13 protein-coding genes are annotated in these 13,398 nt (G+C 43.7%); 4 read left to right on the top strand and 9 right to left on the bottom strand.

Annotation, left to right across the window (positions count from 1 at the left end; genetic code table 11):
* Positions 1-4: 4 nt before the first annotated feature.
* Complete coding sequence (coxB, locus tag NIT04_RS11350) at positions 5-1,069, bottom strand: cytochrome c oxidase subunit II (protein WP_252503714.1); 1,065 nt, start codon at positions 1,067-1,069, stop codon at positions 5-7.
* A 99-nt stretch (positions 1,070-1,168) separates the two neighbouring features.
* Complete coding sequence (gene cyoE / locus NIT04_RS11355; RefSeq protein ID WP_252503715.1) at positions 1,169-2,086, bottom strand: heme o synthase; 918 nt, start codon at positions 2,084-2,086, stop codon at positions 1,169-1,171.
* 325 nt (positions 2,087-2,411) lie between these two features.
* On the opposite strand from cyoE, the gene NIT04_RS11360 reads away from it, so the two are divergent.
* Positions 2,412-3,323, top strand: a complete 912-nt coding sequence (locus tag NIT04_RS11360; RefSeq protein WP_256470608.1) for a heme A synthase — start codon at positions 2,412-2,414, stop codon at positions 3,321-3,323.
* A 42-nt stretch (positions 3,324-3,365) separates the two neighbouring features.
* On the opposite strand, the gene pyc is transcribed toward NIT04_RS11360, so the two are convergent.
* The 3 genes from pyc to NIT04_RS11375 all read right to left on the bottom strand — a co-directional run bounded on the left by pyc (position 3,366) and on the right by NIT04_RS11375 (position 8,338).
* Entirely contained in the window at positions 3,366-6,803 is a 3,438-nt protein-coding gene (gene pyc, locus NIT04_RS11365) for a pyruvate carboxylase (protein ID WP_252505089.1), read from the bottom strand.
* A 25-nt stretch (positions 6,804-6,828) separates the two neighbouring features.
* Positions 6,829-7,995: an FtsW/RodA/SpoVE family cell cycle protein gene (locus tag NIT04_RS11370; RefSeq protein ID WP_252503716.1), complete on the bottom strand. Its 1,167-nt coding sequence runs from the start codon at positions 7,993-7,995 to the stop codon at positions 6,829-6,831.
* A 61-nt stretch (positions 7,996-8,056) separates the two neighbouring features.
* Positions 8,057-8,338: a YlaN family protein gene (locus tag NIT04_RS11375; protein WP_252503717.1), complete on the bottom strand. Its 282-nt coding sequence runs from the start codon at positions 8,336-8,338 to the stop codon at positions 8,057-8,059.
* Positions 8,339-8,528: 190 nt separating this feature from the next.
* Here NIT04_RS11375 and NIT04_RS11380 point away from each other — a divergent pair, with 190 nt between their 5' ends.
* Both NIT04_RS11380 and NIT04_RS11385 read left to right on the top strand, forming a co-directional pair.
* Positions 8,529-9,029 (top strand): peptidyl-prolyl cis-trans isomerase, encoded by a 501-nt coding sequence (locus NIT04_RS11380; protein ID WP_252503718.1) that lies wholly within the window; start codon positions 8,529-8,531, stop codon positions 9,027-9,029.
* A 37-nt stretch (positions 9,030-9,066) separates the two neighbouring features.
* Positions 9,067-9,270 (top strand): YlaI family protein, encoded by a 204-nt coding sequence (locus NIT04_RS11385; RefSeq protein ID WP_252503719.1) that lies wholly within the window; start codon positions 9,067-9,069, stop codon positions 9,268-9,270.
* 394 nt (positions 9,271-9,664) lie between these two features.
* Here the strand turns inward: NIT04_RS11385 and NIT04_RS11390 are convergent, their stop codons facing one another.
* Together NIT04_RS11390 and typA are read right to left on the bottom strand one after the other, a co-directional pair.
* The gene (locus NIT04_RS11390) at positions 9,665-9,997 is read right to left on the bottom strand and encodes a YlaH-like family protein (protein WP_252503720.1); all 333 of its coding nucleotides are present in this window, start codon (positions 9,995-9,997) and stop codon (positions 9,665-9,667) included.
* 68 nt (positions 9,998-10,065) lie between these two features.
* Positions 10,066-11,907 (bottom strand): translational GTPase TypA, encoded by a 1,842-nt coding sequence (typA, locus tag NIT04_RS11395; RefSeq protein WP_252503721.1) that lies wholly within the window; start codon positions 11,905-11,907, stop codon positions 10,066-10,068.
* Positions 11,908-12,004: 97 nt separating this feature from the next.
* Here typA and NIT04_RS11400 point away from each other — a divergent pair, with 97 nt between their 5' ends.
* A complete protein-coding gene (locus tag NIT04_RS11400; protein WP_252503722.1) occupies positions 12,005-12,190 on the top strand; it encodes a YlaF family protein in 186 nt (61 codons plus the stop codon).
* Positions 12,191-12,229: 39 nt separating this feature from the next.
* Here the strand turns inward: NIT04_RS11400 and NIT04_RS11405 are convergent, their stop codons facing one another.
* On the bottom strand, positions 12,230-13,021 hold the full coding sequence (locus tag NIT04_RS11405) for an inositol monophosphatase family protein (protein WP_252503723.1): 792 nt from the start codon (positions 13,019-13,021) through the stop codon (positions 12,230-12,232).
* Between the two features lie 139 nt (positions 13,022-13,160).
* Entirely contained in the window at positions 13,161-13,358 is a 198-nt protein-coding gene (locus NIT04_RS11410; RefSeq protein ID WP_252503724.1) for a hypothetical protein, read from the bottom strand.
* Positions 13,359-13,398 lie beyond the last annotated feature (40 nt).

A 13,398-nucleotide genomic window follows, 5' to 3' on the forward strand; every position in this document is an offset into this window, starting at 1 on the left:
AAGATTATTTTTCAACTGATAATCCCATCAAATATTCAGCCAATGCATCCAATTCCTGATCGGATAGCTGATCGGCGAACCCAGGCATCTTATTACCAGGTTTGTATTTCTGTGGATACTTGATCCATTCAATCAAATCTTCTTTTGTATGATCCATGAATCCTGCAACGCGGTTACGATCTCCGAATGTTGCAAGGTTCGGTCCGACTGCCCCGGTTTCACCTACACCTGAAGTTGCGTGGCATCCGATACAGCTTTGCTGGAATACTTCCTCACCAGCTGGGTTTGCAACGACTTGATTTTCACCAGAGGCTTGCATCGCTGTTACCCATTGATCAAATTCTGCACGAGGCATCGTTTTCACTTTGAAGTCCATCAAAGCATGCGAAGGACCGCAAAGCTCAGCACACTTACCATAGAATACTCCGTCTTTCAGATTCTTGGAGTCTTTTTCAAATACCAAATAGAATTTGTTGACGTTCTCTACGTTCGTATCAAGTTTTCCACCAACAGCCGGAATCCAGAAGGAGTGTTTCACATCTGCGGCTATTAGGTTGAAGTAAACCTTTTCATCCATCGGAACTACTAATTCTTGAGCAGTTACGATACCGAGGTCAGGATATTCAAACTCCCACCAGTATAGTTTTGCTGTAACGTCAATAACTAGATTTTCAGCATTTCCATCTTCGTCTACTGCACCCATAGCCGAAACATCCCCTAGTTTATACGTGTAGTATACAGTCGGGACAGCTAGTAGCAAGACTAATAGAATCGGGATGATCGTCCATACAAGCTCAAGCTTATGACTGCCCTCAACCTGTTCAGGAATATGGTCTTCACCCAATTTGGAACGTCTGAAACGCACTAACGCGATTAAGTAGATTACTACTACAACGAAAATGACGAGCAACATTATTCCTGAAGACAATAATAGCAAGTTGAACTGGTCTTTACCGACTTGTCCGGCAGGCAGAAGCGTCGAAAGTTCTTCTTGTCCACATCCTGCAAGGAAAACTGTCAGTACAGCCAATAGAGAAAAGAGACGCCATTTTTTGAGTCCTTTCATCATCGCTAACTAATACCTCTCTTTCTAAAAAATGATTTTCTTCAACGAGGACTGTTGACCTCTCTATAATGAATTCCTGTCAAAAAGAAAGAATTCCATCAGTTAGATGAATATCGAGAATATGATCATTGCGACAAAAAGGATCGTCATGTAATTCAAGGAGAAAATGAACATGGATGTCGCCCATTTCAGATCTTCTTTCGCTTTGAATCCTTTGATCGACAAGAATAGCCATCCGATATTCAGGGCTGTTGCCAGCACTATGAATCCGATTCCAAGCTCCGGAAGAAGGAACGGCAATGGGAATAAAAGTAGGACCCAGCCTAAAATAGACTTTTTTGTCCTATTAAAACCTTTTACTACTGGAAGCATCGGAATGCCGGCTGCCCGGTATTCTTCAGTCCTACGCATCGCCAACGCATAAAAATGCGGTGGTTGCCATGCAAACATGATTAAGAACAGCGCCCATGCACCCATGCCGAGTGATGGTTCGACCGCCGCCCAACCGATCATTGGCGGTATGGCTCCAGAGATGCTGCCTACAACCGTATTGCTGACATGTTTTCTTTTCGACCACATTGAATAGAGTACAACATAGCTGAACACACCTGCAAGTCCCCATAGTCCCGCCGCTGGTGACGCTGCAAACAACATCACTTCGCCCAAGGCAATGAAAGTGAACGCCAGTGCCAAGACAGCCGGTGCTTTAAATCTGCCGGTGACCGTTGGACGTGACTTTGTTCTCGTCATGATAGGATCGATATCCCTATCAATGAGATTGTTCAAAGCCGCTGAGCCCGCGATGATCAATCCGGTACCGAAAAGTCCATACAACAGCAAATCCAAGTTGGTAATAAAGCTTTTGCCTGTGAATTGGAATGCAAGAAACAGACCGGTGAATGTTGTAATCATGTTCGAATTCACTATGCCGATTTTAATAAGTGCAAGAAAATCCTTCAATATGGAAGTCGATCCGATATCCGGTTTAACGGATGAAGAAATCGCTCGACCGTTTGACATATGTACCCTCCTTTCAAGGACGTCGGCAAGGACCGCTATACTTTACTATATCGAATATCGGTAATGATTTCTATAAATAACTCGATTTTCCGTCGATATGTAAAGTATATTGTCTTATTTGAATTGTATCGCCTTATCTATAGTAAATCATTTCCGTATGCCTTTTGTGAAGTTAAAGGGTCTTTTTTATGAACAATTTGTGAAAACGCTTGGCACAAAGCCAATTTCGGCCATTATGCGTTGTTTTTTCGTCTTTTTTTCGCTATCATCAACAAACGGGGCCTTTTTTCATAATGGTCATCATTTCTTAAAGAAGGTGTCTTGTTTGCGATATAATAAATATTTGAAATGGTTCGGGGTCGCCTCCACAATCGGCATGCTTTTAATTCTATTAGGCGGCGCTCTCGTTACGAAGACTGATAGTGGGATGGGTTGCGGAAGGCATTGGCCGGGTTGTAATGGTCAATTGATTCCGGATGAGATCACACCAGAAGTCCTAATTGAATTTTCACATCGTCTCGTTACAGGCGCGGTCGGTATATTAATCGTCGTACTGGCGGTTTGGTCTTGGAAAGCGATTGGACACAAAAGGGAAACAAAACTGCTTTCAATTTTAGCGATTTTCTTCCTAGTCTTGCAGGCGTTGATCGGAGCAGCACAAGTTCTTTGGGGACAAGGCGACTTTATCCTTGCACTTCACTTCGGCATCTCCCTCATTTCCTTTGCGTCAGTATTGCTTCTCACATTGCTCGTATTTGAAGTCGACCAGAAATTCGACGCCGACAAGCTTTCGATAGGCAAGACGCTCAGATTCCATACTATCGGCGTCACAATCTACTCTTACATCGTAGTTTACACGGGGGCTCTCGTCCGTCATACAGAATCCGAATTAAGCTGTTCGGATTGGCCGATGTGTAAGAATGGCGACTTCTCTCTCCCATCGGACTTTTGGGAATGGGTGCAGATGAGTCATCGGACAGCAGCTGCATTGATATTCATATGGCTTGGGATTATTGCCATTCATGCGATCCGGCATTATAAGAATCAGCGGGTCATCTACTGGGGTTGGATCTCCGCATTCATTTTGGTTACATTGCAAGTTTTAGCGGGTGGAGCGGTCATTATGACAAGGTTGAACCTCTATTTAGCTTTGGCCCACTCATTATTTGTGATTCTTCTATTTGGACTATTAACTTATATGGTGCTACTTGTTTCAAGAAGCAAGCAGCCAAAATAACAGAAGCACCCGCGTGGATTTCCACAGCGGGTGCTTTTTTCATTAATGTTCAAGTTCGAGAAGTAGGTCGCCTGTTGAGATGGCGTCGCCTGAAGATACGTGGATTTCTTTGACGACTCCATTGAATGGTGCTTGGATCGTCGTTTCCATCTTCATTGCCTCCGTAATGAGCAAATGCTCCCCTCTTCGTACCTTCGCTCCTTTAGAAACAGCAACTTGCAATACCGTTCCCGGCATTGTCGCCGCAATATGCGAGTCATTTGAAGGGTCCGCTTTTTGCTTGCGGGCTACATCCGATTCGACATTTATATCTTGAATAATGACTTCCCTCGGCTGTCCATTCAGCTCGAAGTATATGATGCGTGTACCATCTGTTTGAGGTTCGCCGATGGAAACGAGCTTGATGATGAGCGTCTTCCCTCTTTCAATCTCCACTTCGATTTCCTGGCCCAACCTCATACCGAAAAGGAATTCCGGTGTATTGATGACTGAGATATTGCCGAACTCTTTTTTCATAGTTGCATATTCTTCGAACACTTTTGGATACAGCGCATATGCAAGTGCGTCTTTCATCGTTGACGGATGCCCAAGAAGTTCTTCCGTCTTGTCGAGAAGGGCTTTAAAATCCACTTCTTCCAGAAGCTCGCCTGGGCGGACAGTTATCGGCGTTCTCCCCTTCAGAACGACCTCTTGCAATTCTTTCGGGAATCCTCCGTACGGTTGGCCAATGTAGCCCTCGAAAAACTCGATGACGGATTCAGGGAAATCGATGGATTGCCCGCGTGTAATGACTGTTTCCTCATTTAATTCATTTTGCACCATGAACAATGCCATATCTCCGACGACTTTGGAAGATGGTGTCACTTTCACAACGTCTCCGAAGAGCATATTAACTCTGGAGTACATGTCCTTCACTTCTTCCCATCTCTCACCAAGCCCTACTGCTTTGGCCTGCTGTTGCAAGTTGGAATATTGGCCACCCGGCATCTCATGTACATACACTTCGGAGTGCGGGCTCACCATGCCACTTTCAAAGTTCTGGTAATACTTCCTGACATCTTCCCAATAATACGATAGTGATTCCATGGCACCGACGTCCGCCTTCACTTGGCGTTTTCCATATTGCAGTGCATAATAGAGCGAGCTTGCTGACGGTTGTGAAGTAAGTCCCGCCATCGAACCGAGCGCCGTGTCGACGATGTCAACTCCAGCTTCAATTGCTTTCGCATACATATAAATGCCGTTTCCGCTCGTGTCATGGGAATGAAGATGAATCGGTATATCAACAGTCGCCTTCAATTCGGAAATGAGACGATAAGCGGCTTCAGGTTTCAAGAGACCCGCCATGTCCTTCAGAGCTAGAATATGGGCTCCAGCAGCTTCAAGCTCCTTCGCCATTTCCTTGTAGTATTCGACTGTGTATTTTGCTCTGGAATCATCGAGGATGTCCCCTGTATAACAAAGCGCAGCTTCTGCCACTTTTCCTGATTGACGGGTTGCATCGATTGCTACTTCCATCCCTTTGATCCAGTTCAGGCTGTCAAATATACGGAACACATCAATGCCTGATTCGGCTGAAGTCTTTACGAATTCCCGAATGACATTATCCGGATAATTCGAATAGCCGACCGCATTGGCACCACGGAACAACATTTGGAATAACACATTCGGAATCTGCTCCCGAAGCTTCATAAGTCTCTCCCAAGGGTCTTCCTTCAAGAAGCGGTATGCGACGTCGAAAGTCGCTCCCCCCCACATCTCAAATGAAAACAGATCTGGCATGAGCCTAGCTGACTCAGCAGCGATATTCGTCATGTCGGACGTGCGGAGACGTGTTGCAAGCAATGACTGATGCGCATCCCTGAACGTCGTATCCGTCAGAAGGACATCATCTTGCTCCTTTATCCATTGGATCAGTCCTTCAGGTCCTCTTTCATCTAAAATTTGCTTTGTACCCGGCGCAGGCGGTGCAAGCAGGTCGACTTCGGGTTTCTTTACAGAATGGAACAATGGTTTCTGCTGTTTCCCGATGCCAGGAAATCCATTGACGGTCACATTGCCTAAATAATTTAAGATCTTCGTCCCACGGTCTTTCCTTATAGGGAACTCGAATAATTCAGGAGTTGAGTCGATGAAGCTTGTATCATAATTGCCTGTAAGGAAGTTTTCATGACGGACTACGTTTTCAAGGAACGGAATATTTGTTTTGATTCCTCGAATACGGAATTCCTGAAGGTTGCGGTCCATTTTCGCAGCCGCATCCCTGAAAGACGTACCCCATGTCGACACTTTAACGAGCAGGGAATCGTAATAAGGAGTAATGACAGCCCCTTGGAAGCCGTTCCCAGCGTCAAGACGGACGCCGAAGCCACCTCCCGATCGGTAAACCATCAGCTTGCCCGTATCCGGCATGAAGTCATTCAATGGATCTTCCGTTGTCACCCTCGATTGGATTGCATAACCAAAGAGCGGTATGTCTTCTTGGGAAGGGATGGCTGCTTCCCCTTCATGAAGATTTCCTCCATTTGCAATATGGATTTGAGAATGGACGATATCGATCCCCGTCACCATTTCAGTAATTGTATGTTCCACTTGAATACGCGGATTCACTTCGATGAAATAGAAATTTCCGTCTGCGACGAGGAATTCTACTGTCCCTGCATTGATATATGAGATGTTTTTCGCCAATTTGACAGCGCTTTCGCAAATGTCACGACGAAGCTTATCATCCAAGGAAATGGATGGGGCGATTTCTACGACTTTCTGGTGACGACGTTGAATCGAGCAATCGCGTTCATACAAGTGAACGACATTGCCATATGTATCACCTAAAATTTGTACTTCAATATGTTTTGGCTTATTGATGTACTTTTCAACATATACTTCGTCTGATCCAAAAGCGGATTTCGCTTCTGACCTCGCCCGTTCATATGCTTCAAGCACCTCGTCTGCGGAATTGACAATCCGCATTCCTCTGCCGCCACCGCCTAATGACGCTTTGATGATGATTGGATAACCGTACTTCTCACCGAATGAAGCAACATCCGATGCGGAAGCGACCGGTCCGTCTGTACCTGGGATGACTGGAATTCCTGCTTTTATCGCTTGTTCCCTGGCCTTCACCTTATCTCCGAACATTTCAAGATGCTTGGACGTCGGTCCAATGAAAATAATACCCTCTTCTTTTAGTCTGCGAGCAAACTCTTCGTTCTCGGCGAGGAAGCCATAGCCGGGGTGTACGGCATTCGCACCCGATGATTTTGCAATCTTAATGATTCCTTCGATATCCAAATAGGCGTCAATCGGCTTCTTGCCTTCTCCGACTAAATAGGATTCGTCTGCTTTGTAACGGTGGAAAGAACCCCTATCTTCTGCGGAATAAATCCCGACAGTCGGTATCTCCAATTCGGTGCACGCTCTAAAAATACGAATAGCGATTTCACCACGGTTTGCTACTAGGATTTTTTTAATCTGACCCATTTCCACCATGTAAGCACTTCCTTTTCTATTTGTTCTTTTGATATTTTACGAACATTGATACATTCATCAATATTCCTAAAGACAAAGATAACAGAATCATCGATGTTCCGCCATAACTAATAAAAGGCAACGGAACTCCTGTAAGCGGAATAAGTCCCGTCAATCCACCAATATTGACGAATGTTTGAATGCCGATAACACTTCCGATCCCCGCCGCCAACATTCTCGCTTGGGGATCCTTTGTCCGCATGGCGATATATAGGGCGCGCAATACGATGAATCCTAGCCCGCCGAGAACAATTACGGTGCCAAAAATACCGGTTTCTTCAGAAATGACAGCCATGATGACATCTGTTTGAGGTTCCGGCAAATAGCCCATTTTTTGAATAGAATTACCTAATCCTAACCCTTTAATTCCTCCTGCACCAATGGCAATATAACCATTTGCAATTTGGTATCCGGAGCCTTGTGCATAGTCGAAAGGATTCAAGAATGATAGGATCCGACCTTTCCTGCCGTCAGTCATAATTGTATCCCAAGCAAAATAAAGGATGGTTGCAACTGGAATCATTGCCGCGGCAACAATTCCGCTCAACTTCGCGAACGTTTTGAATTTTATTCCGCTCGCGGCGATCACACAAAATGCAGCCATGATAATGATGAATGACGTTCCTATGTCAGTTTCCATCATTATCGAAAAAATCGCCATAATAAGGATGACAATGGGCGGACCTATCGATTTATTAATGGAATCAATTGTTCCCGCTTCATACTTTTTCGCAAAAACACTAGCGAAATAGACGATAATGACAAGCTTCGCAACTTCGGAAGGCTGGATGCTTCCGAAGCCCGGTAGCTTGATCCAACTTTGGGCACCAACATGTCCTCCCGATCCGACAAAATGGACGAGTACTAACAATGTGAACATAGCAGCTATCGAAAACTTCATTAATTTCGTTCTCTTGTAATTTTGAAACGGAAAGAAAGAAGCTAGCAGAAAGACTGGAAACGAAAGTGCCAAATTCACTAATTGTTTATTATAAAAATAATCTGGTGGATAATCATATCGATTGACTGCCCAAACCATACTCGCACTGTAAATCATTACAAGTCCGAAGAGGCAGAGTACAAGGTATGCAGTAAAAAGTGGATAATCAAAGTTCCGCAACATTTTTTTTAAATATTTTCCCATAGACTTCCCTCAACTTTTTTAAATAAAAAACTCAAACCTGTGATGAGTTTGAGTCTTTAGATTATTTATTTGTATATAGCTCATGCAAGACATTCATCTCTTTTTCAAGCAACGAAAGGATTTCCTTCCCTTTCTCACGTTCAATCAAACCAAGTTTGACAGCGAAGTCAATCTCTCTAGACAAGCCGTACATTTGCGTATCCAACACTTCCTCGTAAAGTGGGCACTGAGGCATCGTCAAATGATCCATCTGTACTTTTATGAGTTGTGCAATTTTATCCGCATCAGCTTGAAGCTGTTTTAATGCTTTTTCCTGATAGGTTTCCTGTAATTCAATATCCATGAGGACGCCCCCATTCACCTATTATCCTTGCGTGGTGATTATGAATAAATTGTATCTTTCAAGAGGGTAAATTGCAAGTGTTTCCCTTCTAAACATACGGCAAAAATTCAATGGCTTTCCACATCCAATTGGAAGCGTTATACTATGTACTATATGGAAACGCTCATTTTGGTTGTAGGAGGCTATTCACTTGGAAACAATCATTACAATAAAAGGAAAAGTAAAGCATACGATCACCCTCGATCCGACAGTATGGATCTTTGATGACCGCAAAGTAGACTTGAACACTTTCTTTACGGAAGATCACATCGAAAAAGATGTAGATGAAGAGTATAAGAGAGATATGGGGAAACATTGGTCCCGAGAAATCATGGAAGGGGCTACATTCCCGCCTACGCTTAAAACGGAAAAGAAGTTCGACAGACAAAAGATGGTGACAGGAACATTCGGCATCTCACTCGACCACTTCGTCAAAAATGCAGAACCTGTTGAAGATGCAAAAACAATTACATTTTTGACTATGGATGGATTGAAAGAAACGTTTCCGATCTCTACCATCGGCAATTTCCTATTCAAATTCAGCCAGGATGGCAAGCCGTTGACCGAAGACGGACCAGCCCATCTATTATTCAAGGACGGCTCGAATATCGAACAGCCATTACGAAAAGTCATGGGCATCGTTATAGACTGACTAGAAAAACGATACCTAATTTTAAGGAGTTGAGTTCATGAGAGTCAAATGTGTTCTTTGCGATGAAATCGGGCAGCTCGTGGATGACACCCCTCTCGCAAAGAAGTTGAGGAATCATCCAATCAATACGTATATGTGCGAAATTTGCAGCGAGCGGATTACGGAGCAAACTAACGTAAGGCTTTCCACTGGAAAATTCATCTTCCACCGCAGCTCCCATACCGCAGAAGAGAATTTCTAATAAACTAGGGATTGCCCAGAAAGTCATTTTCAACAAGACTTTTTGCGGCAGCCCTTTTTTAATAGTAGTTCTGCTCTTTTTAAACCGAAAATCGCCAGCAAGGTTCCCTTACATTTTGTAGAACACACCGTTGATTGAAGCGGAGGACGGCGACTCCTGCGAACGACGTCACGAAGGACGGCGTTTGCGAGTACAAGCGAAGCGTTACGAGCACATATTAGCTCTGTAGTTATGAGCAGGATGCCTTAATTTCTGCAAAGAACGCAGAAATTAAGGCAAATCGAACCCTCCGCTGTTCGATCGGCTCGGCGCTCGCCCGCGGAAAGCGAGCGGTAAGCTTCGGAAAACCTTGTTAATGCTAATTTATTGGCAAAACAAAAGAAAAACTCCACCGTCAAACGGTGGAGTTTTCTTTATGTTCGTTCAATCTGCGGACCCTATAAATGATCAAAATGAGTGCCGCAACAATCAATCCTTCTACAATTGGAAGGAATATGGCGAAAAATGTCAATATAATACATCCCAAAAAGAGGAAGCTATATACGACTACATTTTGCCAAAACTTAATTTTCCTAGCGAATCCTAGCTTATAAACGATGGCTGAAAGGATGAAAACAACCGCAAACAACAGAATTCCAGTTACGGACGATGATGTCATCTCGTAAATCATTCGAACAACTGGAGACATTGCTTCAATTGTTTCTGCATCCCCAATAGTACCATTCATTTAGCACATTCCCTTCTAAACAAAGCGATTGTACGCATTCTTTTATACTTGCCTTTAACTATTATAAATCACTCGCCGAGTTTTTTCTTCTTTTCAGCACGTTCACGTTCGTTTTTATCGAGGATCTTCTTCCGCAAACGAATTGACTGTGGAGTCACTTCACAATATTCATCATCTCCGACATATTGCAAAGCCTCTTCCAATGACAGGATCCGTGGTTTTTTCGTAGTCACAGTCTGGTCTTTCGTCGCGGATCGGACGTTAGTCGCATGTTTGACTTTTGTCAAATTGATCGTCAAGTCGTTATCACGGTTATTTTCTCCTACTACCATACCGGCGTAAATTTCCGTGCCCGCCTCGACAAACATGACTCCTCGGTCTTCCAACTGCATTATACTATAACCGGTCACTGTACCTGTCTCCATTGACACAAGTACACCATGACGTCGGCCGCCGACTTTGCCTGACGCTACAGGCTTGTAGGAATCAAATGTATGGTTGATGATTCCGTATCCTCTAGTAAGCGAAAGAAATTCTGTAGAATAACCGATCAAACCACGTGCAGGCACAAGGAAAATCAAACGGACTTGACCATTGCCGTTATTGATCATATCTTGCATTTCACCTTTACGCTCGCCGATCGATTCAATGATTGCACCGGTATATTCTTCCGGTATATCAATTTGTACGCGTTCGACAGGCTCTGAACGTACACCATCAATCGTTTTGATAATAACTGCAGGTTTCGATACTTGAAGTTCGAATCCTTCACGACGCATATTCTCAATCAAGATGGAAAGATGAAGCTCCCCACGTCCCGATACTACCCATGCATCCGGTGAATCCGTTGGTTCTACACGCAAAGATACATCCGTTTGCAATTGCTGTTCGAGTCTTTCTTCGACCTTTCTAGCTGTAACCCATTTTCCTTCTTTTCCGGCAAACGGACTATTATTGACAAGAAATGTCATTTGAAGTGTAGGCTCATCGATATGAATGGCAGGCAACGCCTCAGGATGATCAATCGGACAAACTGTTTCACCGACATCAATGTCTTCCATTCCAGAAACAGCTATCAAGTCTCCTGCATAAGCTTCTTGGATTTCAATTCTCTTCAACCCAAGGAATCCATACATCTTCGTCACACGGAAATTTTTTGTTGATCCGTCACGTTTTATGACCGTTACTTGCTGGCCTACTTTCATCGTACCTCTAAACACGCGTCCAATACCAATACGACCTACATAATCACTGTAATCGAGTAATGACACTTGGAACTGCAAAGGTTCTTCACGGTTATCGACAGGGGCAGGAATTTGTTCAACTATCGCGTCATATAGCACGCGCAATGTATCTTCCTGTTCTGCAGGGTCCGGTGAAAGACTTGCCGTTCCATTGAAACCAGAAGCATAGACAACCGGGAATTCAAGTTGTTCATCATTTGCATCCAATTCAATGAATAATTCGAGCACTTCGTCGACTACTTCTTCGGGACGCGCAAATTCACGGTCAATTTTATTTACGACTACAATCGGTTTCAAATTCGTTTCCAATGCTTTTTTCAATACGAATCGGGTTTGCGGCATACATCCCTCATAGGAGTCGACGACTAACACGACACCATCAACCATCTTAAGGATCCGCTCAACTTCCCCTCCGAAATCAGCATGTCCAGGTGTATCAAGAATATTGATTTTCGTGTCTTTATATTCAATTGCTGTATTTTTTGCCAGGATGGTAATACCACGTTCACGTTCAATGTCACCAGAGTCCATGGCACGTTCTTCTACATGTTCATTTGACCGGAAAATTCCGGATTGCTTCAAAAGTTGATCGACTAACGTTGTTTTGCCGTGGTCTACGTGGGCAATGATCGCTATATTACGTAAATCATTACGATAGTTTGTCATGTTTTCACTCCGTTATCTATTATCAGATGATTAACTGTGTTATTATAGCACATAAGAACAGTATTAAAAAACATTTTATTTCGGGAGATGTTTCAGAATGAAGGATATTAAATGGGTTTTCGTATTGTATTCCCTTGCTGCTGTTGCTGCAATGTGCGGTATCGGGATCGCTGTCGGCATGCGTAGTATCCCCGTTGCCATCATCGCTATCCTTGCTCTTGTTTTTATCATGGGAAATGGTTTTAAGACAAAGAAAAAAATGCGTGAACAAGGCCTACTTTAATGAACTTATGAAAGGGACTGCATTGATGCAGCCCCTTTTTTATTTTAGTTTGATATAGTTCCGTAAAATTTCGTCATGCAGACCGGGCCTTGCTACGATAAAGGTGTCCTGTCCAAGCAAGTGAGGTTGTTCACCTTTTAAATTAGTGGTGACTGCGCCCACTTCCTGGGCAATGACCATTCCCCCCGCAATATCCCACGGGGATAATCGCAAGGATAAATATGCATCAATCCGACCGGATGAGACGTAGGCGAGCTCCATTGCAGCGGAACCGTATGACCTCGTGCCCCTACAATTACGAACCATCTCCGCAATCGGACCATTTTCAATTTTTCGATTCGGCGCAACCCAGCTGGCATTTACGCCGATGATCGCCTCCGCAAGCGGTGTGTTCTCGAGCACCGGAAGTCTTTCATCGTTGAAGTACGCACCCTCATCTTTTATTGCGTGATAGAAATCGTCATTCATCACATCATATATATATCCGAGCATGCCGATACCATCAACATAAATTCCAAGGGAAATCGCGAAATTCCTTTTTTGGTGAACGAAATTCATCGTGCCATCAATCGGATCGAGCATCCAAATGATCCCTTCAAGCGAATTAATTTCGTCACCGAAGCCCTCTTCACCGAAAATCCGGTGATTAGGGAAATCTCTATTGATCCGGCTAATGAAAAAACGTTCGATTTCCCGATCGATATTCGTCACGAGATCGTTCGCTTCATCTTTTGAGTCAACGTCAATCGTACTAAAAAAAGAAATCCTAATTTTATGGCCTGCTTCTTTTATTAAAGATTTTGCATACCGATCAATTGCTCCCCAATTCATTTCAACACCTCATCATTTACATGCATGTCATATGATTATAGCATACTGCCAATGTCCTAACAAAAAGGCGCCTATGCACTGTCTCCCCCGGATCGAAGAGTTTCAGTGAAGGCGCCTAAGTCGGTTCAACGTCTTTCGTTTAAGCGAAAGCATTGAAAGTCTCCAGCTCACCGTGTATTTCAGTGAGTCTCGATTTGCTTTTCTCAACTTGTTTGGAGTCATTTTCTTGTACGGCATCGTACAATGTAGCTAGTTCATAGTCCAACTCGAGATGCAGAAGCTTTACATATTCCTTTTCAATTTCAGCTTTACGGATAATATGGACGACTTGTTTCATTACTAACACCCCTTTGACTGTAATTTTCTTAAACGATGCA

This window comes from Sporosarcina sp. Marseille-Q4943 (assembly GCF_943736995.1).
Taxonomy (GTDB): domain Bacteria; phylum Bacillota; class Bacilli; order Bacillales_A; family Planococcaceae; genus Sporosarcina.

What these genes read in the sequence shown, in the direction of transcription:
- NIT04_RS11410 (WP_252503724.1), bottom strand. Translation starts at nt 13,358, where the DNA reads ATGAAACAAGTCGTCCATATTATCCGTAAAGCTGAAATTGAAAAGGAA.
- NIT04_RS11405 (WP_252503723.1), bottom strand. Translation starts at nt 13,021, where the DNA reads ATGAATTGGGGAGCAATTGATCGGTATGCAAAATCTTTAATAAAAGAA.
- pyc (WP_252505089.1), bottom strand. Translation starts at nt 6,803, where the DNA reads ATGGGTCAGATTAAAAAAATCCTAGTAGCAAACCGTGGTGAAATCGCT.
- NIT04_RS11400 (WP_252503722.1), top strand. Translation starts at nt 12,005, where the DNA reads ATGAAGGATATTAAATGGGTTTTCGTATTGTATTCCCTTGCTGCTGTT.
- NIT04_RS11385 (WP_252503719.1), top strand. Translation starts at nt 9,067, where the DNA reads ATGAGAGTCAAATGTGTTCTTTGCGATGAAATCGGGCAGCTCGTGGAT.
- typA (WP_252503721.1), bottom strand. Translation starts at nt 11,907, where the DNA reads ATGACAAACTATCGTAATGATTTACGTAATATAGCGATCATTGCCCAC.
- coxB (WP_252503714.1), bottom strand. Translation starts at nt 1,069, where the DNA reads ATGATGAAAGGACTCAAAAAATGGCGTCTCTTTTCTCTATTGGCTGTA.
- NIT04_RS11370 (WP_252503716.1), bottom strand. Translation starts at nt 7,995, where the DNA reads ATGGGAAAATATTTAAAAAAAATGTTGCGGAACTTTGATTATCCACTT.
- NIT04_RS11390 (WP_252503720.1), bottom strand. Translation starts at nt 9,997, where the DNA reads ATGAATGGTACTATTGGGGATGCAGAAACAATTGAAGCAATGTCTCCA.
- NIT04_RS11375 (WP_252503717.1), bottom strand. Translation starts at nt 8,338, where the DNA reads ATGGATATTGAATTACAGGAAACCTATCAGGAAAAAGCATTAAAACAG.
- cyoE (WP_252503715.1), bottom strand. Translation starts at nt 2,086, where the DNA reads ATGTCAAACGGTCGAGCGATTTCTTCATCCGTTAAACCGGATATCGGA.